At 39.3% G+C, this 24,038-nt stretch carries 18 protein-coding genes and 1 pseudogene; 3 read left to right on the forward strand and 16 right to left on the reverse strand.

Translation table 11 applies throughout. The annotated features are described in order from the left end of the window. Window positions 1–42 precede the first annotated feature (42 nt). The 4 genes from IQ264_RS22900 to IQ264_RS22915 all read right to left on the reverse strand — a co-directional run bounded on the left by IQ264_RS22900 (window position 43) and on the right by IQ264_RS22915 (window position 5,685). Window positions 43–2,142: a response regulator gene (locus tag IQ264_RS22900; RefSeq protein ID WP_193983220.1), complete on the reverse strand. Its 2,100-nt coding sequence runs from the start codon at window positions 2,140–2,142 to the stop codon at window positions 43–45. 11 nt (window positions 2,143–2,153) lie between these two features. Further along, window positions 2,154–2,600 (reverse strand): response regulator, encoded by a 447-nt coding sequence (locus IQ264_RS22905; protein ID WP_193983223.1) that lies wholly within the window; start codon window positions 2,598–2,600, stop codon window positions 2,154–2,156. Then, complete coding sequence (locus IQ264_RS22910; RefSeq protein ID WP_193983225.1) at window positions 2,554–4,887, reverse strand: sensor histidine kinase; 2,334 nt, start codon at window positions 4,885–4,887, stop codon at window positions 2,554–2,556. The genes IQ264_RS22905 and IQ264_RS22910 overlap by 47 nt, the downstream gene beginning before the upstream one ends. Before the next feature lie 357 nt (window positions 4,888–5,244). After that, entirely contained in the window at window positions 5,245–5,685 is a 441-nt protein-coding gene (locus IQ264_RS22915; protein ID WP_193983227.1) for a response regulator, read from the reverse strand. 83 nt (window positions 5,686–5,768) lie between these two features. On the opposite strand from IQ264_RS22915, the gene IQ264_RS22920 reads away from it, so the two are divergent. Continuing rightward, entirely contained in the window at window positions 5,769–6,404 is a 636-nt protein-coding gene (locus tag IQ264_RS22920; RefSeq protein WP_193983229.1) for a DUF938 domain-containing protein, read from the forward strand. Window positions 6,405–6,579: 175 nt separating this feature from the next. On the opposite strand, the gene IQ264_RS22925 is transcribed toward IQ264_RS22920, so the two are convergent. The 5 genes from IQ264_RS22925 to IQ264_RS22945 all read right to left on the reverse strand — a co-directional run bounded on the left by IQ264_RS22925 (window position 6,580) and on the right by IQ264_RS22945 (window position 14,366). After that, window positions 6,580–8,853 carry a PAS domain S-box protein gene (locus IQ264_RS22925; protein ID WP_193983231.1) on the reverse strand — a complete coding sequence of 758 codons (2,274 nt, stop codon included), beginning with the start codon at window positions 8,851–8,853 and terminating at the stop codon, window positions 6,580–6,582. 477 nt (window positions 8,854–9,330) lie between these two features. Next, a complete protein-coding gene (locus tag IQ264_RS22930) occupies window positions 9,331–10,497 on the reverse strand; it encodes an FIST signal transduction protein (protein ID WP_193983233.1) in 1,167 nt (388 codons plus the stop codon). A 108-nt stretch (window positions 10,498–10,605) separates the two neighbouring features. Next, window positions 10,606–13,173, reverse strand: a complete 2,568-nt coding sequence (locus IQ264_RS22935) for a type II CAAX prenyl endopeptidase Rce1 family protein (protein WP_193983235.1) — start codon at window positions 13,171–13,173, stop codon at window positions 10,606–10,608. Between the two features lie 33 nt (window positions 13,174–13,206). Beyond that, complete coding sequence (locus IQ264_RS22940; RefSeq protein ID WP_193983237.1) at window positions 13,207–13,692, reverse strand: DUF2127 domain-containing protein; 486 nt, start codon at window positions 13,690–13,692, stop codon at window positions 13,207–13,209. A 164-nt stretch (window positions 13,693–13,856) separates the two neighbouring features. Further along, window positions 13,857–14,366: a hypothetical protein gene (locus tag IQ264_RS22945; RefSeq protein ID WP_193983239.1), complete on the reverse strand. Its 510-nt coding sequence runs from the start codon at window positions 14,364–14,366 to the stop codon at window positions 13,857–13,859. Between the two features lie 225 nt (window positions 14,367–14,591). Between IQ264_RS22945 and gntT the strand changes: the two genes are divergently transcribed. Next, window positions 14,592–16,034 (forward strand): guanitoxin biosynthesis MATE family efflux transporter GntT, encoded by a 1,443-nt coding sequence (gene gntT / locus IQ264_RS22950; RefSeq protein ID WP_228061749.1) that lies wholly within the window; start codon window positions 14,592–14,594, stop codon window positions 16,032–16,034. A 160-nt stretch (window positions 16,035–16,194) separates the two neighbouring features. Here the strand turns inward: gntT and IQ264_RS22955 are convergent, their stop codons facing one another. The 7 genes and pseudogenes from IQ264_RS22955 to IQ264_RS22985 form a co-directional block, all read right to left on the reverse strand. Continuing rightward, window positions 16,195–16,524, reverse strand: a complete 330-nt coding sequence (locus IQ264_RS22955; protein ID WP_193983241.1) for a type II toxin-antitoxin system PemK/MazF family toxin — start codon at window positions 16,522–16,524, stop codon at window positions 16,195–16,197. Further along, a complete protein-coding gene (locus tag IQ264_RS22960) occupies window positions 16,512–16,778 on the reverse strand; it encodes an AbrB/MazE/SpoVT family DNA-binding domain-containing protein (protein WP_193983244.1) in 267 nt (88 codons plus the stop codon). Before IQ264_RS22960 ends, IQ264_RS22955 begins: the two co-directional genes overlap by 13 nt. 465 nt (window positions 16,779–17,243) lie before the next feature. Further along, window positions 17,244–17,579, reverse strand: a complete 336-nt coding sequence (locus tag IQ264_RS22965; protein WP_193983245.1) for a XisI protein — start codon at window positions 17,577–17,579, stop codon at window positions 17,244–17,246. Window positions 17,580–17,660: 81 nt separating this feature from the next. Continuing rightward, window positions 17,661–18,305 (reverse strand): DUF726 domain-containing protein, encoded by a 645-nt coding sequence (locus IQ264_RS22970; RefSeq protein ID WP_193983246.1) that lies wholly within the window; start codon window positions 18,303–18,305, stop codon window positions 17,661–17,663. Between the two features lie 124 nt (window positions 18,306–18,429). Beyond that, window positions 18,430–19,029 carry a HEPN domain-containing protein gene (locus IQ264_RS22975; protein WP_193983247.1) on the reverse strand — a complete coding sequence of 200 codons (600 nt, stop codon included), beginning with the start codon at window positions 19,027–19,029 and terminating at the stop codon, window positions 18,430–18,432. Between the two features lie 84 nt (window positions 19,030–19,113). Next, a complete protein-coding gene (clpB, locus tag IQ264_RS22980; RefSeq protein ID WP_193983248.1) occupies window positions 19,114–21,738 on the reverse strand; it encodes an ATP-dependent chaperone ClpB in 2,625 nt (874 codons plus the stop codon). A 97-nt stretch (window positions 21,739–21,835) separates the two neighbouring features. Continuing rightward, window positions 21,836–22,063: pseudogene (locus IQ264_RS22985) on the reverse strand (Uma2 family endonuclease); the annotation flags it as partial. Between the two features lie 107 nt (window positions 22,064–22,170). Here IQ264_RS22985 and IQ264_RS22990 point away from each other — a divergent pair. Further along, window positions 22,171–24,006 carry a serine/threonine-protein kinase gene (locus IQ264_RS22990; RefSeq protein WP_193983249.1) on the forward strand — a complete coding sequence of 612 codons (1,836 nt, stop codon included), beginning with the start codon at window positions 22,171–22,173 and terminating at the stop codon, window positions 24,004–24,006. Window positions 24,007–24,038: the final 32 nt, after the last annotated feature.

The following is a 24,038-nucleotide window of genomic DNA, read 5'->3' on the forward strand; positions in this document are numbered from 1 at the left end:
CCCTACGTCCCCACCTCCCCACCTCTTCCTTCTTCCCAGTCCCTAGTCCCTAGTCCCCAGTCCCTTACACAGTGCCCAGAGTAGTTCTTTTGTGGTGAATGGTTTAGATAAAAAGCCTTGAAAACCTAACTTTTGAACTTGAGAAACTACTTCTGTAGAATTTAGTCCACTCATTGCGACTACGTATACATTTGGATTAAGTCGGCGTAATAAGGGAATAATATTTGTACCATCCATTGTGGGCATCATAATATCCATTAATACGCCAGCAATTTCATTTTTATATTCAGCGTAAAGAGCGATCGCCTCAATACCATCACTCGCGGTTAAAACTCGATAATTATAAGTTTCTAATGTAGTTTTAATAATTTCAGTAATAGCAACTTCATCATCAACAATTAAAATCAATTCTTGTTGACCAGTCAATAATTCTAAATTATCATCTGTTTCGTGTGTAAGTGATTCGATCGCAGGCAAATACACCTTAAATACACTGCCTTTATTCACTTCACTTTGTACATCAATAAATCCACCGTGACTTTTGACAATTCCTAGCACTGCCGAAAGTCCTAATCCTGTACCTTTACCAACTTCTTTTGTAGTAAAAAATGGATCGAAAACCCGATGGAGAATTTCTGGAGGGATGCCCATTCCTGTGTCGGAAACATTCACTACCACATAAGCCCCAACTTTAGCATCTAAGTGCATTCTGGCATACTGTTCATCCACCAAGAAATTTTGAGCAATTATTTGCAAATTACCACCATTAGGCATAGCATCACGGGCATTAACGCAGAGATTCATAAACACTTGATGCAGTTGTGTGGTATCACCATAAATTGTCCAGAGATTAGCAGGAATATTGCTGTGAATATCAATTGATTTTGGTAAAGTTTGTTGAATTATTTGCTGTATTTCAAACAATAAATGATGAATTTGTAAATTAATTCGTTTTCCTTCTACGCCACGAGCAAAAGATAAAATTTGCTTTATTAAATCTGCTCCTCGTTGGGCGCTAGATTCTAGAGTTTTTAGTAATTGTTGAGTATTATCATTTAAGTTTGGCAGTTTCAGTGGTAATAGCTGTACCACTGCCAAAATTGGAGTCAAAATATTATTTAAGTCGTGAGCAATGCCGCTGGCAAGTGTTCCCAAACTTTCCAAACGTTGGGCGCGTAAAAATTGCGCTTCTAGCTGTTTCTTTTCGGTAATATCCATCTGGATACCAATCATCCGCACAGCTTGTCCTGTTTGGTCACAAAATAAGCTACTCTTAACAGCAATCCAGCGAATTTCTCCGGCAACTCTACAGCTAGCAGTCAGCGGACTAGAGGCTTCATCTAATAATAAAGATTGTCCTTCCCTTCTGCCTTCTGCCTTCTGCCTTCTGCCTTCTGGAGGACAGACAATGCGAAACTCTGTATCTAATCCCTGTCCTTTTTTTACTGCTTGCCAAAGTTCCTGTTCAACTTTAGGTCGATCGTCTGGATGTATACTTTGCATCCAACCTTCATATTGTCCATCAAAACTGCCCGGTGCTAAACCATAAAGAGCTTCTAATTCTGCTGTCCAAATAATGTCATTAGTTTGAATTATCCATTCAAAAGAAACAATTTTTCCCGCTTGTTGGGCTAGTTCTAAGCGTGATTGAATTCTTTGTCGCCATTCAATTTCTTGGCGCAACAATTCGTTAGCCATTGCTAAAGCAGCGGTACGTTCTTGTACCCGATGTTCGAGAATTTCGTTGGCTTCTCGTAGGGCTTCGGCTGCTTGTTTGCGTTCGATCGCATACCGTAAAGAACGCACCAAAATATCTTGATTTATATGTCGTTTCACCAAATAATCTTGCGCCCCATGACGCACTGATTCGAGCGCCAATTCGTCATCATTAGTATTAGTTAATACGACTACTGGCAAACTAGGAGCGTGCTGAATTAATGAGTCTAAAGAAGCCAGCCCCTCACTATCTGGTAAAGTCAAATCGAGCAGCACCACATCAAAACTTTCGGTTTTTAGGGATGCAATTGCATCCCCCAAACGTTTGACATGGGCTAAGTTAAATCGACTGATAATTGCGCCTTTCAAGACTTCCTGTAACAGCCTTGCTTCTGCCAGGTTATCCTCAATCAATAAGATATTCACGCAAGATTTGCCTACTTTCTTTCCGAAGGTAGTATTGCAGTTTCCAGCCAAAATTCCTCAATCCCCCGGACAATTTTAAACAGTTCACTGAGATTTCGCGATTTGGAGATATAGCAATTAACGTGCAAATCGTAACTTTTAGAAATATCCTCCTCATTGCGCGAAGTAGATAAGACGATTACGGGAATGTGTTTCAGCGATGGATCGGCTTTAATTTCTGCTAACACTTCCCGTCCATCTTTTTTTGGCAAATTTAGATCCAACAGGATGAGATCGGGAAGAGTTGCACCCGCAAATTCCCCATCCTGTCGGAGATAAGCCATTGCTTCCATGCCATCCCTAGCTACAATCACTTCGCACTGAGCAGCAGTGCTTTTCAATGCTTCTTGGATCAGCCGGATATCGCCGCGATTATCTTCGATCAAAAAGATTCTTTTGTAACCTGTTTCCGTTGGCATGATTGCGTTCGCGAAGGATTGCTTTAGCAGAATCACGTCCTCCTACAGGAATTGTAAAGCAGAAGGTTGCGCCTTTGCCTAGTTCGGATTCGACCCAAATCCGTCCCCGATGGCATTCTACTATTTTTTTACAAATTGCTAATCCCATGCCGGAGCCGGGATATTCATCGCGGGTGTGCAAACGTTGGAAAATGACGAAGATGCGATCGCTAAATTGCGGATCGATGCCAATTCCATTATCTTTAACTCTAAACAACCAATCGTCTTCTTGCCGTTGCACCCCAATATGAATTTGTGGCGGTTCATCTATTTTCTGGAACTTAATCGCATTCCCAATTAAGTTTTGGAATAATTGCATTAATTGAGTTCCATCTGCCACAATTGTCGGCATCTGATCGAAAGTAATTGTTGCATTAGTTTCGCCAATTCTGCCGCGCAAATTACTTAATGCTCGATCTAATGCTGATTCTACATCAGTTAATTCCCATTCAATTCCTTTGAGGTCAACTTTGGAGTAAGCTAATACATCATCAATGAGAGTTTGCATTAAGCTCACGCCTTCCACAGCAAAGTCAATGAATTCTTTGCCATCTTGATCTAATTCTTCGTTGTACCGCATTTCCAACAACTGCACATAATTTGCCACTTGATTCAGTGGTTCTTGCAAGTCGTGGGAAGCGACATAAGCAAATTTCTTTAATTCGGCGTTGGAACGTTCCAAATCTTGCGCGAGTAAAGCTAATTCTTCAGCTTGGCGTAATACGATGTTTACGATCGCTTTTCGTAATTCCAGTGCTGCTTTTACTTCTACTGCTTTCCAAGGCAAAGATTTCAGCCGTACCGTTTCTTTCCACAATTCAAAGGATTTGCGCGGACATAACCTGAGATTATTTTCTGTTTCTTTAACTTCGTAAGCGTTATTGGGATCTCCTCCCCAATTTACTGTTTGTAAAACTTCAGGACGGAACCACAAAACGTAACTGCGCTTAGAAATTGGAATCGCTAACAACCCGCTAGCAATATCTTTGAATCTTTCAGCATCAGAATAACTCAAAGGCAAAGAATCAGTATAAAATACTTCTTCTTCTACCGTTTTTCCTAACCATTGCACCAAGTAATTTAACTCTGTTTCCGGTGGTGTGCGTCCAATGCTTGTCCAATGTCCATTAAAACAAATTGCGGCACCTTTGGCATCTGCTAAATCTAGCAAGTTTGTCTGATGATTGACTAACCCAGAGATAAAGTTATCTGACTGAGACATATATTCAATCAACATTGATTGAACTTGCGACAATTTCATCCGGTAATTGTAATCTGCTTCTTCTTCACGGGTGGAAATTTCTGCAAAAATTACTCTTCCTAAAAATTCGCAAGCTTTCCGCAATTCGTAAGGAATATATTTCGGGGTGCGGTGGTGACAAGCAATCAATCCCCAAAGTTTCTGATCTTTCATTAAGGAGATTGTCAGGGATGCGCCAACTCCCATGTTGTGCAAATATTCCAAATGACAGGAATAAGGACTGCGGAGAATGGAAAGAGTCAGATCGATCGGTTGATTTGTAATTGGGTTATTGCTGGGATAAAGTTCTACTGGTTCTGCATGGGAATTGGGAATTACCCGAATCCAGTTAGACAGAAACATTTTTCTTGCTGGTTGCGGAATATCCGATTCTGGATAATGTAAGCCTAGATATGGCTCCATTTCAGCCAGTTTTTCTTCAGCAACAACTTCGCCATGTCCGTCTTCATCAAATTTGTACAACATCACGCGATCGCATCCCGTGACATTTCGTACTTCCCGAACAATAATCTGGCAGAAATCTTGCAAATTTGTGGTAGCTTCCAACTGTCCAATGGAAGCTTTAGCTAGATGGTAAAAACTCAAAAATGGGATATTTTCTTGAGTTAATGCTGGTTCTAATTCTAAAACCAAAAATCCATCCGAACTGCGATGAAATATCGCATCAAAAACTAAGTAATCATCCCCTTTTCTTCTTACCCAAACCTTCGTCGGGTTGATGATATCGAGATTTTCTTGAGCTAATCCTGCCTTAAACTGTTCGATTTGGAAAGTATCTAAAATATCTTCCAAACTCTTACCCAATACCTGTTCTGCTGGCATTCCAAATGCCGCATAACAATTAGTGCTCACTTGCAAAACTGTTAAGTCTGGTTCTTGCAATACCAACAAGACTCCGTGCGGTTGAATTTGAGTCAATGTATGGATTTGCGGTTGTTTTAAACTAGTTAAATTAATCTCTTGCGTCTCTAAATTCATCGCTGCCATAATTACCCTCTACAAACTAGAGTAGACAATCTATTTCTGTCTTAGCTTCAGCAGATATTACAAATAATTACTCCCGTTGTGTGAAACTTCTTCGCTATTTTTTTGTCTTTGGTTAACAATAAATAATTGGCGAATTTACCTGTTCTCCTAGTTGAAAATTTCTGGCTCGGCAAATTCTACCTCTAGTCGCAGCATACCGCAGAAAATTACTCAGTGGCTAAATCCAATTCTTAAATAAAGTAGAATTTTTCCCAATATATAGTTATTTAATTTTTAGCTGCCAAAGTAATGCAAAATTTTATTTCTACTCAGCAATTAGCAATATTTTTTAAAGAAAAAAGTTAATTTTGTAAGTCACTACTCTAATGGTAGCGTAACAATTCTTAACCAAAACTCTTCAATGCGCTTAACTGTTTGAGTTAAATGTTGTAAATCCTCAGATTTAATCACATAACAATTGCCTTGGAGTGCATAGATACCAAAAATATCTTCTTCACTCAGAGAAATAGTTAATACAACAATAGGAATGCGATGCAGTTGGGGATCGGCTTTAATTTCTGCTAAAATTTCCTTGCCATCTTTTCCGGGCAAATGCAAATCTAATAGAATTAGGTCTGGACGGGGAGCATCGGCGTATTCCCCGCGATGATGGAGAAAATCGCTTGCTTGTGTAGCATCTGCGATCGTGACAATTCGGTAGTGTGTTGAATTTTCCGTGAGTGCATTAGTGATTAGACTGGCATGATCGGGATTATCCTCCACAATTAAAATCAACCGCTCTATAGGAGATTTTTCCATTTGACAAATCATAAGATATCGATCGCCATATAATTTTACCTGTCTAATCTCCTAAAAACTCGCCCTGTTAGAATCTTTTAAAAATGAACGATGAACGACAATTTGCTCCAGCGACTCAGCGCAACCGAGAGCCAATTTTAGAAGTTTTACAACGAATTTTACCCAGCACTGGTACAATTTTAGAAATAGCTAGTGGTACTGGTGAACACGCCGTCTTTTTTGCGCCTCGTCTTTCAGGGCTCAAATGGTTGCCTACAGATATTAATTATCTATCACTTTCTAGCATTTCTGCTTGGCTGGAGTATTCGCCATCAGATAACATTTATCCGCCAATTTTATTAGATGTTTGTGCTAATATTTGGCCTTTGGAAGTTGAAAATCAACCGGAAAATCAATATCTTGCTGACATTACTGCCATAGTTAGTATTAACATGATTCATATTGCACCTTGGTCAGCTTGTTTGGGATTAATGGCAGGTGCAGGACGTATTCTTCCCCAAAATGGCATCCTTTGTTTATATGGCCCTTTTAAACAAAATGGGCAACATACAGCGCCGAGTAATGCGGCATTTGATGAAATGTTAAACAATCATAATGCGGAATGGGGAGTGCGTAATTTAGATGATGTAATTGCTGCTGCAAAAATGCAAAATTTGCAATGGCGGGAAACTGTTTCTATGCCTGCAAATAATCTTTCGGTTGTTTTTCAAAAAGTTTAGTTTGGAGGAGGGGATAAGACTGAGGATGACAGGCAAGATGCCTGTCCTACGGGACTGGGATTTCTGATGGACTAAGTAGGGACACGGCGATGGAGAGATAATGGGAAAAACAAATAATCTTAATTATGCCGTGTCCCTACTTTGCTTTTCCAATTCATTCCCGAACATAGGTTATTTAATATTTTTGATGGAGAGGAATTTCAATCACAAACTCTGCACCTTTCCCCAGTTGAGAATTACAATACAAAGCTCCCTGATGTTTTTCTTTGATAATTTGATAGCTAATCGACATTCCTAATCCTGTCCCTTTACCTATTGGTTTTGTGGTAAAGAAAGGATCGAATAAACGCTGTAAAACTGTTTGGGAAATGCCGGGGCCATTATCAGCGATCCGAATTCTGACTTGTTGAGAAGATAAGGCTTCTGTGGTAATAATAATTTTACTTGGAGCCGCTTTAATCTCCTGAAAACTGCGGTTTTCGTCTCGTTCCTCCAAGGCATCAATTGCATTGGTTAGGATATTCATAAAGACTTGGTTAAGTTGTCCGGCGTAACATTCAATTAAGGGTAAAGATTGGTAATTTTTAGTAATTTCAATAGCTGGGTGTTCCGGGTTATCTTTGAGACGATTTTGCAAGATCATCAAGGTACTATCTATTCCTTCATGGATATCAACTGCTTTGATTTCGGATTCATCCATGCGGGAGAAATTACGCAACGATCGCACAATATTCTCTATTCTTTCTGCTCCCACTTGCATCGAATTCAATAATTTAGGTAAATCATCAAGCAAATACTCTAAATCTATTTCTTGAGCAATTTCTTGAATTTCTGCAACTGAATGAGGATAATGTTTTTGGTATAAATCGATCAGCTTAAGTAAATCTTGAGTATATTCGCGAGCATGAAACAAATTACCGGAAATAAAATTAACTGGGTTATTAATTTCATGTGCTACCCCAGCTACAAGCTGTCCTAAACTCGACATTTTTTCACTGTGTACAATTTGCGCTTGAGTGCGAGTTAATTCGTGCATCGCTGCTTCTAACTGTTTGGCTTGTTGTTGTGCGATCGCGCGGCTTTCTCGAAGTTCTGCTTCAGCTTTTTTATGATCGTCAATATCTGTCACCGTCACAATCAATTGCACCACATTTCCCTGTTCATCTCGCATTGCTAAACCCCTTGCTAAATGCCAGCGAAATGCTCCATCAGCACGCTTGAGACGACATTCTATTTGCAACATTTGTCCTGTTGCGATCGCTTCTTTCCAATGAAGCACAAAGGTTTGTAATTCCTCTGGATGAATAATCTTTTTCCATCCCCAGCCTTGAAGTTGCTCAAAAGTCATCCCACTGTAATCATACATTTGTTGATTGTAGTAATCGACGCTACCATCAGAGTCCGCTGTCCAAATAATTTGCGGCATAGAGTTGGCTAAAAATTGGAACTGTTCCATACTTAGCCGTAAAGCTTCTTCGGCGTGTTTGCGATCGGTAATATCGAGGGCAACTCCTCCTACTAAAGGATGTTCAAAATTACCAGGAATGGCAAATTTATAAACTAAAAAATAATGTAATGAACCATCTGAACCTATTGCTTGCTCAATGGTTTCTACAACTTGATTGCTTTGCACAACTTGGCGAATATTAGCTACAAATTGGTGAGCAATTTCTTCAGGGAAAATATCAAAAACTGTTTTACCTACTAAATCACGAGTGGGAAGTTGAAAGGTTTTTGGATAGGTTTCATTAGTGTAGAGAATTAATCCCTGACTATCGGTAATCCAAGCAGCAGGACAATGCTTCATAAAAACATCAAATCGGTCTTCACTCTGCTTGAGAGCGGCTTCTGCTTGTTTCCGTTGGGTAATATTGCGGCAAATTCCCAAAATTCCAAATATATCTCCCTGGCATTCACGCAAGGGAATTTTTTGAGTTTCTATCCAAGTTAAAAAGCCTTGAACTGGAGTGACAGATTCACAAGCAATATAAATATTTTTCCCTCGTAAAACCTGGGCTTCATTGGTTTGGAAACTCGCAACTTCTGCTTCAGAAAAGCCTAACTCGGCATCAGTTTTACCCAGAATTTCTGTCAAGGATTTACTGATAGAATTGGCAAAACTATCATTAGCTAAAATATAACGAAACTGACAATCTTTAACAAAAATCCAGTCCGGGCTACTATCAATTACGTTTCGTAGCAATGCCGATTGATATTCAGCTTGTTTCAGGATCTCCTCTAGCTTGGCTTCGGCTAACTGGCGATCGCAAATTTCTTGCTCCAATTCAGCTTTTGACTCTTCTAGGGCTCGAATACTGTCCTTAAGCAGTGCTTCCCGTTGTCGATTCGCTACTTCTAATCGCTGACGGTCAGAAATAGATCGCTCTAGTTGTTTTTTGAGAACTCGGTTGGTTTTCTGTAAAGCTTCTAGGGTTTCTGTTTCATTCATAACTTGTTTTAGAGTTGGGCACCAATTACATTAACAGGGGAAGAGAACCGGAAACAGGAAATAAATATTCCAGGTAAGAAAATAGGAGATAGGGCAATACTGCTCGGTTAAAGGTTTTTCCCTTTGAGAACTTACGCAAGTGTCACAACACTTAAAGCAAGGTACGTTGTGGCGCTGTCTTCGCTAAAGAAAGGCGAAGACAGCGCCATTAACGTACTTTTTAAATGTGCCAGTTGCCTATTGATAGGCGGAACAGAGACGTTTCTCCTGTTTGCTAAACTTGATATTTTCAGCCCCTACTTTTATTTATAAACTACAAAAAAGAGATATTTCAAGATGCACTTTTCGCGTGCAATACAGTGTCTTGGTTAAATCTCCTCAATTCATTTAGGGGATTCACTTCTGCCACCTGACTTAAAAGTGGTGAACGATCGCTCACTTTGACTGCCTTCTCAAGGTTCGCTTGTTTGGCACAATTTATCGATCGCCTAACAACAGCGTAATAAAAGTTTCATTATGAAAGCAGGTTTCTCCATCTAGTTTTAAAGGCGCAATTTCACCATTGGTATAAAATCCACAACTTGTCAAAGAATAGGGTAAACAGGCTTTAACTTGTTGATATTCCTCCTGGGTGCGCGTTCCTAAAATTTGTCTGCGACCAGCACAGGAAAAAAATAAGGCGGCGGCGGGCTCCTGACCTGGATATTGATTTAAAGCTTGCTGCATCGACAACTGCGAAGCCTCTAAAATTTGCTCTGGGGAGGTTTCCGTTACCTGGACAATGGCATTTAAGGGAACATCGCCAAAAAATGTAATACTGCCAGATTCAGGATCGTAAACACCTGTGGGAGACCGCATATAAAAGTGCTGTCCATCCGCCATAATTTCCTGTTCAAATACAGCTAAAGGATATTCCATAGAGGGCGGAATTCCACCGAGCGATCGGTGATAAAATTTCAAAGCTGGCTGATTGTCAATTTCATAAACAACATTCTGTTCAACTTTAGTTACTCTTCCTTTTTGACCGATGGGATACCAGCCACTAGCTGCTCCATGAGCATAATTAAACTCCCCAGCCAATAACAGAATCGGTACTGCATCACTCAAAACCTGATTCTGATAAAACTGGTGAGTTTGCTGAAAACGCCATTGATCGGCAGCCAATCCCCCAAAAATGGGAACTTCAACGCCTAAAGTCTGCTTTAGTCCTTCCATGAGAGAAACACCACTAACGGTTAAACTCTCTGGAATCGTGATACATAATCGCGGCGCACTTGCTAAGGCAGTTTTGGCTGTTTCAACCGCTTGTTTGGCTGCAATCACCGGATCTGCCGAAACATTTAAGCCAATCCCAGCCCGAATTTCCAGACTATCGGAACAAAACAGCATTAAAATCAGGGAATCTTGCTGAAAGTCTAAAATTGAGGAAATTTCACCATCGGTGGTGCCTCCAATCAGTTCTAAATCTGGAAAAACTGAGAAGATCTGTTCCAAGATTAGCGAATGGTCAAAATCGATCGCTGCCAGTAAAATTCCGGCTTTGGGAACACGGTTTTCCAGAGAATCCCGACATTGCTGTAAAACTTCTGCGATCGCCAATTCAGAATCTGGATCGTTACTGTGACCCACTACAACTTTTAGCATAGAGAGCTTCCAAGGAAAATAGGATCTGGGGAATACAAATCTGAGAAGGTTTGAGAAATTTCAATATCCTTCTTCAATATACCGAGAATCAACCCATTTTCAGGACAATTAATTTGTTTGTTTTGCTGTTTTTGGCAAGTTCGATCGCACTTTCCCCCCGAAAAACAACCACCAAGCTGTCACCGCTACCCAGTGCATAAAAGTAATTGTCCACAGGGACCCAATCAAGTAATAATTAATTGTGCAAGCTAAACCTAAGAGAGTTACCAACAACAAAAAGACGGGATTGGCAAAAGTCGATCGTCCAAACCATTTTGCCAAAATCAAATGATATCCCACATAAATCCCTAATGCTAAAAATCCCCAACTCCACCAGATTAAAGGTGAAAACCAATCTTTAGGATAAGGCAATAATAAAACACGAAATATGTATTCTTGCACTAAAGCGGGAACAAATAGCAGTTTGATTGTTGTGCCTAATTGTTGATACCAGGGAGTAGCTAACGGTTGCCAGGAAAGAAAGTTTTTGGTAAAACCAATGGGAATTGCGATCGCACCAAATCCCAATAAAATACCTAAAGTTTTCAGCCAATCTAACCAAGAAGGAATTGTTACCCCGCCAAAAGTCCGAATTACCAAATAAGAAAATATCGGAATATTAGTAAAGGGCAGTTTCCACGCACCTAATAATAAAGTTGGTTCTAATGGTGCAATATTCGGATCGTTACCTCCGATTTGATTAGGTCTTACAAACCATAATTGAGCATCATTATTTAGAAATAACATGGAAAATTCATCGTTTGCTTGACGAGGAAGGGCAGTTCTCCAACTAATTAATCCAGTTAGTAAATTCCTGGGTTTAAAGTTATCAATACTAATAAACTTTTGCTCATAATAAACACCAGTAAGCACGTTAGCATTCCATTGCCAATCCCAACGCACTACACCCATTGGCGTAAGTTGTTTGGCTAAATCTTTGGCTAATTTCACCAAATCCTCAAACCGTTTTGTGTTTGGATCGTTTGGGTGATCTTTCATCCATTGCACAATTTGGGGATTGTTTTCTATCTTTTTTTGAAAGCGAGACAAGGTGAGAAATATTGCTTGTGCCGAATCTTGGACACAAGAAGTCGCAGAAGTAATGGTAGAATTTCCTGTACCATCACCGATCCGATAACGGGCACCAACTAAACTTAATTCGCTAAGTAGTTCATTAAAAAAAGAAAATTTCCTTCCACCAAAATCGTATTCTTTTGTCAAAGTATCTAGCTTAATTAACACATCTGAAACCGGGCGAGTTCCCATGAATCCTCGGCGCATATTGCCCATGTAATGTGCCCAAGTTTGACCGCCAGATAAAGTACCATCTCCGCTATTACCAAAAACTTGCAGGTAGTCAATTTTAAAAATAGGTTCGTTGGTAAAAATATCGCGGACGACTTCAGCTATCCCAAAAGAAAAGTGACCTGCGTAAGTGCCCAAAACAAATCTTTCTGCATGGGGATGTGTACCACCTCTTCCACCATAAAGGTGCATTACTAAAGCTCGATCGCCAATTTTCCAATCTTTATATGTGCCGTCAGTTTTACCTGTTAAAAGTATACTTTCAATTGTGCCTTTCTTTTTTTCTACGTCTTGCCAATTTTGGAAATTAATAAATTTTAAACCTTGATTAAATCCGCTAATTGTTTCTTGGGGTTTGACTTCAATTAGCGATCGCGGTTGCATTGCTTGTACTGTAAAAATTCCCTCTCGATCTTTCGCGCCGTAAATATACCAACCCGCTTTACCTGCTGGCGATTTATCAAGGCCGCGAGTAGTCATATTAAAGATTCCCAAATTATCTGGCGGTTGTTGAGGAATACGAACAATTTCTATTGCACCATCAAATTTATGAGTTTGCATATTGTAGTGTTGCACCCGCATTAAATCGCTGGCACAAGGCGGTTTTCCCGGACAAAGTTGCGGCAAATCTTGGGGTTTTTGTGGCACTAATCCCAAGAATTTTACTAACCCATAAAATCTGCCAGTTTCTTGAAATGGTTCTCGATTAATTCGCAAAATTGTAGTTGAATTACTTTCGTTTGTAGCTGTTTCCACCACAACTTTTCCAGGCAAAATTACTGTGACATCATCTATAGGATGAGCCCCTGCTAATGATTGTAATGGGCCGACGCGGACGCGATTATCCAAGCGCATCGGATGAATTACTCCATTTTCGTAAGACTGTTGCACAGATGCGGGAAATCGAGTATCACGGGAAGCTTTGTTTACGTAAGCTTGCACCAGGGGTTCTTTAATCCATGCCAAACGCACAGTTTTACCGATTAAATTTTTCTCGTTAGCGGGGGCAACTTCGACCTGGAACCATGCCCAATCTGTTTCTTGGTCTGTTTTGACAAATTCCTGATATTGCTCTTTAGAAGGCAGAATTAGCCGTCCTACCCAATCACTTACAGGTCGGTAATTAGCGGGTACTTCTGCGGTAATAGGATAATAACTGGGTTGATTAAATGGAGCTTTAATTGTGGAGGAATATTGGGAAGGAGGCAAGTTTGCTGTTACTGCTGACAGCAATGTTGGGTGTAGTAAAATTGTCAGAATCGCACTGAATATTACTAGGATAATTGCTACGTAGTACCCTCGGATTTTATCAATCCTTAACCATTGCTGCATTGCCATCTCCCCAATTTTTTGAATTTCTAAATTTTAAATCGATTCTTGCAATTTTGAAACCGATTCTGCTGCTGGTGTCAGTACTTTTTTCAGTAATAACATTACCACTATAATGTTAAGCAAGAGAATCACTAAATGTTTTCCAGAAAAATGATGCCAGCAGTTTAAAATTTCCGTAGGTAGTGGTAAGGAAACCATAAGCAACATTAATATATTTGCCCATTTCTTACCGTACCAAAACCCGATCGTCGCCATTCCCATAACTATTGCGTAAATCCCAGCTACTCGCGCAATTTTCCGCAACCCATCGGGGGCTATATCCAACACGGTGTTGAGAAACCAATCACTTAAAGTGAACTCTCCATCAACTAGATAATCTTGAGCAAGTATTGCTAGTCGATCGTAATTTTTCCAACTAAAAAAAGACAGAATGCTAATGATTGCCAGAACTAATACTATGCAACCTTTATAAGCAACGATTAATTTTGTGCTTAAAGTGCGTTGAGTTTGAACTGTCATGCAATTTTTGAATTATATTTGAATTTTAATTTTCGATTATAGCTTAAAATTCTCACCATAGATACAATAGTCAAATGTTTCTGATGTGCATGACTTTACTTTGAAGCTTTTATCCCTGTCTAGCTTTGGTCAAACTGTGTTAACAAAGATGTGTCACTTGTGGGCTAAAACAACTCTTTTTTTAAATAGTTTATATTCCGGCGAATTTCGACAGATTGATGTCTAATCATTTTCGCATGATTCCTAATTGCTTGTGATTGAATTCTCATTTGAGTCATTAATTCAGGCTCAATCCAAGTTTTTCTTAGCATTGGCTGATTTTCATTATCCTGTTGAAAAGCTCGCAGATTCACGCAAGTTAAATTTAAATCTTGTTCATCTAAGCTTCCTTGTTTTGTTAAATTTGCTATTTTTGCTTCGCAGTCAATTAAATCTTTATTTAACATTATTACTTGCTCATTACAAAAAATTATTTCTTCTTCTAATTCCTTTAAATCATTTTCTTTTTCCTTAATTTCGTTATTTAAAGTTTGTTTGATTTCTTGACTTAATTCTAATTCTTCTTCTACTTGGATAACTAGCGATCGCAAAAATTCATTGACCTCATAAAACAAATCTTCTAACCCGTCAAAAATTTCCAACGAATAGCTAAGTAAAATTTGATCGATACGCATCTTGACTTCCTTTCAAAAAAAAATAATTAACTTTCATTATAAATTGAATTTTTAAATATAGCCAAATTCCAGGCGTATGAGTGCAGCCAACTCAGGTGTAGAAAAACATGAGAAAATAGCGATCGGTAAATGTTTGTAGTAAACTTACAAGGGAATTTGTATTCCCGGTAGGCTTTGTAATGTAGCCAGAATATCAAAATGCGATAAATTCCTAATTAAGATAGAATGAACCATAATCAAAATGCTTCGTCAATTAGAAACATGGTTAATTCTGCAAAACCACCTCTAGAAGGAAGTGAAAAGTTTGAGCTTAATACACTCGAACAACTAGAGAGTGCATCTCCAATAACTATTAACTTGCCCGAAATTCTGCGGCGCTTTTTTCGCCTCGCTGCGATCAACATTCTTTCCAATTTGATGGTGCCTCTTTCTGGATTATTGAGCGTTGCTTTTTTAGGGCATTTAACAGAAATTCGCCACCTTACAGGAGTTACCCTTTCCACAATTTTGTTTAATTACATTTACCGCACTTTGGGATTTTTACGCATGGGTACGACTGGAATGACTGCTCAAGCGGTAGGAAGAGATGATAAAGAAACGGTAATATTAGTCGGGTTACGTAATGGTTTACTAGCTTTAGGAATGGGGCTATTAATTCTGCTGTTACAATATCCCGTAGAACAGCTAGGATTTGCGATTTTAAGTGGTGCCAAAGAAGTAGAAAGTTCTGGCATAGACTACTACGAAACAAGGATTTGGGCAGCACCAGCTACCTTACTGAATTTTGTTGTAATTGGTTGGTTTTTGGGCAGAGAACAAAGCGGCAAAGTGTTATTAATGTCCATCATTGGAAATGGAGTAAATGTACTTTTTGATTATCTATTTATCGTCCGTTTAGGTTGGGAAAGTGCTGGCGCAGGTATGGCAACTACGATCGGTCAGTATCTAATGTTAATCACAGGAATGATTTTAGTTGCTACAGAAACAAAGTGGCAAGAAGTGCAATTTCTTTTCGGAAAAATCCTCGATACCAACGCCATAAAAGCGGCGGTAACTCTTAATGGTAACATCTTCGTTCGTACCTTCGCCTTTCTTTCCGCCTTTGCTATTTTCACCAACCTAAGTGCTGTGTTTAGCACAGATATATTAGCAGAAAATGCCCTACTTCTCCAAGTAGTTACTCTAGCGATTTATGTAATTGATGGATTAGCATTTGCGACAGAAAGTTTAGCCGGAATATTTTTTGGACAAAAAGCTTACCAACAACTAATTGTATTACTAAAAATTGCGTGTTCTACCAGTTTAGCAACAGGTATTACTTTGGCTTTAATCTTTATCATCTTTCCCAATGCTATGTTTGGATTGTTAACTAATCATGACGAAATAATTCAGCTAATAGATGGTTACGTTTGGTGGTTATTCCCTATTTTAGGTTTGGGTTCTCTTGCCTTCATTTTAGACGGCTACTTTTTGGGTTTAACATCTGGGGCAATTCTTCGCAATGCTGCCTTGATTGCCACATTAATTGGATTTTCTCCCATAGCTGTAATTGCTTGGCATACTCAAAGTAATCATCTTTTATGGTTAGCTTTAGCTTCTTTTATGTTTGTGCGAGTAATTACGCTTTTAATCCAAGTACCAAAAACTTTTATCAAGGATGAGGAATAAAGTCCTCACAACAAACTCCTAGATTATGATATTCTTTGCAGTTGAGTATCTATAGTTACCTGAATTTGATATCAATCGCTCATCCTTGTTTTACCCAATAGGGAAATTGGGTGTGCGATCGCTCATGAAAAAGAAGCAACAAAAGACTTGATTTTTTATATTATTCAGAAAACATCTCAGCCAATGTATCAAGAACTGCTCTTTGCTCATCAGTGTTAATTTGACCAAGCAGTTTTACTAATCGAGCTTTGTCTACTGTACGGATTCGATCGAGAACAATTTGCCCATCTTTTCCCTGAAATTGACAAGCTATTCTTGTGGGATATGCTTGACCTTTCGTAGTCATTGGCGCAACAATTACAGTAGAAATATTGCGGTTCATCTCATCAGGTGAAATCACTACACAAGGTCGAGTTTTCTGAATTTCGCTACCAACTGTAGGATCGAGATTTACCAGGAAAACATCAAAACGGTTGACTACCATTCCCATTCAACTCGATCCCAATTTGTAGTACTCACATCATCTAGCAAAATATCATCTTTTTGTTCTGCCATTGCTGCAAAAGCTTCATCCCATCCTACCCGTATTTTTGGCGCAACACGCACAATTAAGCGATCGCCTTCCACCTCAATTTCCACTTCTTTATCAAGATCGATACCGCTTTGTTCTAACAGAGGTTTGGGAATTCTAATCCCTTGAGAATTGCCGATTTTAACAATTCGAGTTCTAATTGCTGCGCCCATAATTAGGTTACTTTTACAGTTAGAGTAATTACATTGTATTTACGAATCAAGCGATCGTCAAGTAATTTAGCGATAATTGACGTAGAGCTTTTAGTTTGTTGGCGATCGCTTTTTTAAACTGTCTCACCTTTTGTTTGTAGCATTGTCTCAATTAACACCCGAAGCATTCTATTAAATGACTCCGGTGTAGATGATAAAATAAGCTAATGGAAAGAGTAGAACAGTATCTTATACTGGGTATAGAATTGCTTAGGGGGTGTGCTATTCACTTTTCTAACTTCACATCACTTCGGCTGAGAAGCATCACGAAAACGCTTAGTAAACTTAGCAAATCTTTCTATATATTTCTGAAGCATAGTTTTTTGCTTGTTGAGCTTTTTAATATATGGGTTTTTTACAGATTGGGAGAAATCGTACTCTTCTTTCATGGTAAAAATGCAGTATTTTTTACATTGCAATTCGCTTCTAAGCAACTCCATACCCAGTATAAGGACGCTTATAAGGTGGATGTAATCCTAGCACAATATCCTCCTTCGCTACTCCCATTTCCACTAATTCTTGTGCTAAATCATCTTCCGTCATATTCTGTTGAATCCAGATTTTACCATCTCGAATATCAAAATGAATCACGCTATGATAAACCCGATGTAAACCCTTCCAACCTACTCGCATCCATTGATAATGATCGTGAATTGTATCGAAAATTAACTCGTTTTCAACTTCATTATTTTGAGGTTTTGTACTACCATACTTGGTGAGAATTGTTTGAATAGAATTGCGATAATGCTCTAACTTATCCATTGCCAAATCTCCTCTAAAATTGAGTCATATACAATTAGGCTAGCTAAAAGGGCGCTGAGGTGCAGAAAAAATTATAGCAAGTCATCTGATCTTTTTTGAAAAAGCCCACAGATATCGCTCTAAATCGTGTTTATGTGTATTCATTAAAGCAGTAAGATCGCAATTTTTAACTCTTGAATGAAGAGAGTCAATGGGGTGAATTCCGCATGGACTGTATTTGTATGCTCCTCCCCATCTAAACCAATAGTTTAAGACTTCATCATTACAATTATAGAAATTAATCAGCTTACCGCTAATACTAAAAACAAGATCATCCCATTTTATAGTTCTTGCAGCACCACCGAGAAGGATAACATTATTGACCTCCTTTGAGTAAGTATTTGGTGGAACTTCAAGTCCATAGTGAATTATCCGAGCGCCAAGAGAGTGAGCAATTAGAGATATTTTTTGTTCAGGAATGGATCTTAGTAAGCCAGTTAAATAATGTTTTGCTATGGTTTTAGACCTTCCTCTAATTATTTCCCAATGGATAGGTGTAGGGGGATATTCATCGGTTCCACTGTCCCACCATAACTGGTAGATAGAGCCTTTCCATCCTGCTTTTCTAATCGAGGTACACCAAATATCTTGATTTTGAATGTATTTCGTCCGCCATCCATTTAAGAAGACTAAAGCTTCATCACGCCCTTGAGAGGGTTCCACAAAACTAATGTAAGGTCTATCCATAATGTACTCTTGGCTTTTGATATCTACCTATGGATAGAATGCCCAAAAACATGAGCAAGCTTACTATAGCTAGGTTTTTTTAGTCATAAAACAGTTTTAATCGACGGCTATGAGGCTTCCATAACTATTCATAGCAGCAATCTGATGAGTACTCTGATGCCAAACTCCTATAATGAGCAATAAAAGCACTAACACCATAGAGAAAGTTATAAGCTTCTTGAAGCATCTCAGATAAGTGCCTGATATTTATATATTGTAAGCCCGCCAGGGGATTATTTCCCTTTTTGTCTTCAGGATATCGGAATGACATTGATTGTCGATCAAGAGTGCTAAATTCATTAACTATATGCTCAATAAGACCTTCTTCTTGTGTTTCTTCGTCGTCCGGCAAAAGCTTTTCAATAACTTTCTTTACTTGCCCCCATAATATTTGCAAATCATGTGTTGTGGGAAAGTCTTGTCCTTCATTTAATAACAACCATCCTTCACGAATAATTTCTTTAAAACGAAGTTCCAGATGCTGCCGATACAGAAAGACAATTGGATAAACAAGAGTATCTTGCCCTGTACCGTTTTCAATAACGTGGTTCACAAGAATATCTGCGCCATTTTGGTATCCCTCAGCCAACACATCAAAGCCCTGAAAGCAGTTGATACGGGCATTATTTGTCCAATCAATATCTGAAATAAAAAGCCCTTTATAAGATTTGTTATTTTCAACCATTTCAATACTCCTTATCTATAAACCCACCCGAACTCTCTTGTTCGGGTGGGGAAATTTCTACAGTATTATTGTAGCAGCTAAAAATTAGCTAGATTTAACTGTCAACAATTCTTGCGGTAAACGCTTAAACGCCAAACGTTCATTTTCCACATCAACAAAGATGGTATCGCCATCAGTAAATTCACCACGCAAAATTGCTTTGGCAATTTGAGTTTCTAACTCTCTTTGAATTGCTCTCTTTAACGGACGTGCGCCATAAACAGGATCGTATCCTACATCTGCTAAGAAATCTAATGCAGAATCGGAGAGTTTGAGAGCCATTTTACGATCGCTCAACCGTCGCCCCAACCTTAGCACTTGCAACTGCACAATCTTCCTTAATTCTTGTTTATTCAAACCGTGGAAGATGATCATTTCATCAATGCGATTAAGGAACTCTGGACGGAAATTGTTTCGCATTGCTTCCATGACTCTTGACCGCATTTCATCATAACGGGAATCATCGCCAGCAATATCTAAAATGTACTGCGAACCGATGTTACTAGTCATGATAATTACAGTATTCTTGAAGTCTACTGTATGACCTTGAGCATCTGTAACTCGTCCATCATCCAAAATTTGCAACATAACATTGAATACATCTGGATGAGCTTTTTCGATTTCATCAAACAAGATTACTGCATAAGGACGACGACGAATTGCTTCGGTTAATTGTCCACCTTCGTCATATCCAACGTATCCTGGAGGCGCACCAATTAAACGAGAAACGGCGTGTTTCTCCATGTATTCAGACATATCAATTCGCACCAAAGCTTCTTCGGTATCGAACAAATATGCTGCTAAAGCTTTCGCTAATTCGGTTTTACCAACGCCAGTGGGACCGAGGAAAATAAAGCTAGCAGTAGGACGATTTGGATCTGCTAAACCTGCGCGAGAACGGAGAATTGCATCAGCAACAGCTGTTACTGCTTCATCTTGTCCGACTACTCGTTTGTGCAATTCATCTTCTAAATGTAGCAGTTTTTCCATTTCAGATTCCACTAGTTTACTGATAGGAATTCCTGTCCATTTGGAAATAATTTCTGCGATATCAGCTTCGGTGACTTCTTCGCGCAAGAGTGATTTTCCACTCTTTTGAGTTTGTGCAAGTCTGGTTTCTGCTGCTTCTAATTTGTGTTGCAGTTCGATTAGTTTACCGTATTTCAACTCAGCAGCGCGGTTTAGGTCGTAATTCCGTTCTGCTTGTTGAACTTCTAAGTTAACTTTATCGATCGCTTCCTTAATCCCCTGAATCTCAACAATAATATCTTTCTCAGATTGCCATTGAGCATTTAATGTGCTTTGTTCTTCTTTGAGATCTGCGAGTTCTTTTTCTAATCTTTCCAACCTTTCTCTCGAAGCTGCATTGCTTTCTTTTTGCAATGACAATCTTTCCATTTCTAGTTGTAAGATTTTGCGATCGACTTCATCAAGTTCTTCCGGTTTAGATGTAATTTCCATCTTCAATCTTGCCGCAGCTTCATCTACTAAGTCGATCGCCTTATCCGGTAAAAAGCGATCGCTAATATACCGAGTAGAAAGTGTCGCCGCCGCCACTAAAGCACTATCAGAAATTTTTACCCCGTGATGAACTTCGTAACGTTCCTTCAAACCTCGGAGAATCGAAATAGTATCTTCAACACTTGGTTGATCGACATAAACTTGTTGGAAACGTCGTTCTAATGCCGCATCTTTTTCGATATATTTGCGATATTCATCCAAAGTTGTCGCACCGATACAACGCAACTCACCTCTCGCCAACATTGGTTTTAGTAAGTTACCTGCATCCATTGCACCTTGAGTCGCACCAGCACCAACAACGGTGTGAATTTCGTCAATAAACAGAATAATATTACCTTGAGAATCGGTAACTTCTTTTAATACTGCTTTTAGACGTTCTTCAAATTCACCCCGATATTTAGCACCAGCAATTAATGCTCCCATATCTAGACCAATTAATTTCCGATCTTGCAAAGATTGGGGAACATCTCCGCTGACAATTCGTTGTGCTAAACCTTCTACAATTGCGGTTTTTCCTACCCCAGGTTCACCAATTAAAACCGGGTTATTCTTAGTACGACGGGAAAGGATTTGAATTGTCCGGCGAATTTCATCATCACGTCCAATTACTGGGTCTAGTTTACCTGTTCTTGCTAGGTCTGTGAGGTCACGACCGTATTTTTCTAATGATTGATATTTACCTTCAGGGTTTTGATCGGTCACTTTTTGACTTCCTCGGACTTGTGCGATCGTATTTTTCAGTTTAGCTTCGTCTAGTTTAAATTCTTGGAATAATCCTTTGCCAAAACGATCGTCTTGAGCAAAAGCTAAGAGCAAATGTTCGATCGAAATGAATTCATCTTGAAACTCTTTCCGATAATTATCTGCTCTATCTAACAGAGTATCAACACTGCGACTCCAATAAACCGAACTACCACCAGAAACCTTCGGTTGACGGCGGATAAAATCATCAGTGTAATCTCTAACTCGCTGTACGTTTATCCCAGCTTTATTCAAAATACTGGAAACTAAACCTTCTTGTTCCAGCAGCGATTTCATCAAATGTTCACTTTCAATATATTGCTGCCCAGTTGTTTTTACAATATCTGGGGTACGCGCCAACGCTTCCCAAGCTTTTTCTGTAAATTGATTAGGATTATTTGGTTGCATTCTTCTTTAATCCCCTATTTAACTATACTCACTTTTTCGTCTACAAGTATTGTAGAAAGGTTAATGCACTTAGCAGGATCGGTGTTCACACCTTTTTTTATCGGTATTGCCGTAGAAAAATTATACCTCTGGAGCGATGCCTAACTCTCTCATTTGCTCTTTGCCGTTCAAAATTTGCGCCTTCCGCACCTGTTAATAATAGATTGTCATCTAAATCCCACATGAGTAACCAAGGCAACTCCATATTTTGATATTGATATTGCCCTTGCCAAATACCCAACTCAACTCCCATCTGTGCAATTGGGTAATGTCCGCGTTCATTTGCATTATTTAACCAGATAATATATGAGGTGTGCCTGGATGTGCGATCGCACATCCAGTTTTGCTCTATAAGCATTACTATTATTTCAAGCCGCTTAATTCTTATCAGGTATGAGCTATTGCCTCAACCCTTTCTGTAAAAAGCCCCAAAACCGCGATGAAGCAAAGACTTGTCCCACTTGTGGGGCGCAATTGTTTCTGAGAAAACGCTACAGAGCCATTCGCCCAATTGGTGAAGGGGCTTTTAGCCGGAGCTTTTTCGCTGAAGATACAGACAGGTTAAACTCTCCGTGTGTCATCAAGCAATTTTTGCCATTACCGCAAATTCAAAACAATAACTCGGCAATGGCGAAAACAACCCAAATGTTTGAACAGGAGGCGCGACAGTTACTACAATTGGGGGAACAACATCCTCAAGTTCCTTCGCTCTATGCTTATTTTGAAGAAGATAAATGCCTGTATTTGGTTCATCAATATATCGAAGGGCAAGATTTATCACAACAATTGCAAGAACAGGGTGCTTACAATGAACAACAAATTCGGGAATTGTTGCATGATGTTTTACCTGTGTTGCAATTTGTACATAATCGTCATGCAATACATCGAGATATTAAACTGACGAATATTATTAAGAGAAAGAGCGATCGCAAACACATCTTAATCGATTTTGGCATTTCCCGACAATTAATTGATAACAAATTATGTTCAATTCGGTTTAATCCCGCTACCGAAGGATATGCACCTTTAGAACAGTTGCGCGGTGGCAGAATCTATCCCGCTAGCGACCTTTATAGTTTAGGTATTGTCTGCATTCAACTATTAACCCAAGCTACTCTTGATGAACTTTATAATCCTATAGAAGGCGGTTGGGTATGGCGAGATTATTTGCGGCGTTTGGGTTCAAATATTAGCGATCAGCTTTATCAAGTATTAGATAAACTGCTCAAAGATTCACTGAAAAAACGCTATCAATCAGCAACAGAAGTACTTAAAGAATTGTACACTGAAGGTTGGAGAAAAACTGTTCCACCGCCTAATTTTACACCAACAATCCCGATCCGTAACTGGCGATGTGTGAACAATTTAGTAGAACATTCAGATACCGTTGCTTGTCTTACTTTTAGCCCTAATGGACTGATGTTGGTTAGTGGTAGTGCTGATAAAACTATTAAACTTTGGAAATCAGGTAATGGCAGGCTAATTTCTACAATTAACGCACACACAGATACAGTTGCCTGTTTAGCCATTAGTCCAGATGGCAGGATTTTAGCTTCTGGTAGTGCTGACTGCACTATTAAATTGTGGCAATTGGGTAATGGTAATTTAGTTCGCACTCTCACGGGGCATTCTGTAACTATTTTTACCCTAGCTTTTACTCCTGATGGTGAAGTTTTGGTTAGTGGTAGTGGAGACGGAAATATCAAATTGTGGCAAGTTAGTAATGGTAAATTACTCACTACTTTAACTGGACATTCGGACTTTGTAGAATCGATCGTCATTACTCCAGATGGCAAAACTATTGCTAGCGCAAGTTGGGATAATACAATTAAAATTTGGGATCTCAACAGCGGCAGATTACTCAATACTCTTACTGGTCATTCTGGCTCAATTTGGGCGATCGCACTCAGTCCCGATGGCGAACTTTTAGCCAGTATCAGCGGCGATAACACCATTAAAATCTGGGAGTTAAGCAGCGGAAAGTTACTCAACACTCTCACCAGTAGTTCCGGTTCCGTTTGGTCGATCGCCTACAGTCCCAACGGCGAAACTATAGCCTGCGATAGTGGCGATAATACCATCAAAATTTGGCAAGTCGAGCAAGGCAAACTACTCCGTACCCTCAGCGGTCATTCCGCTCAAGTTCGCACCCTCGCCTTTAGTCCCGATGGCAAAATTTTAGCCTCTGGCAGCGACGATCGCACTATTAAACTGTGGCGACATGAGTAGCGGTGGGGACAGGGGACAAGCTGTCTCTTATA

This window comes from [Phormidium] sp. LEGE 05292 (genome assembly GCF_015207735.1).
In the GTDB taxonomy this organism is placed as follows: domain Bacteria; phylum Cyanobacteriota; class Cyanobacteriia; order Cyanobacteriales; family Aerosakkonemataceae; genus Floridanema.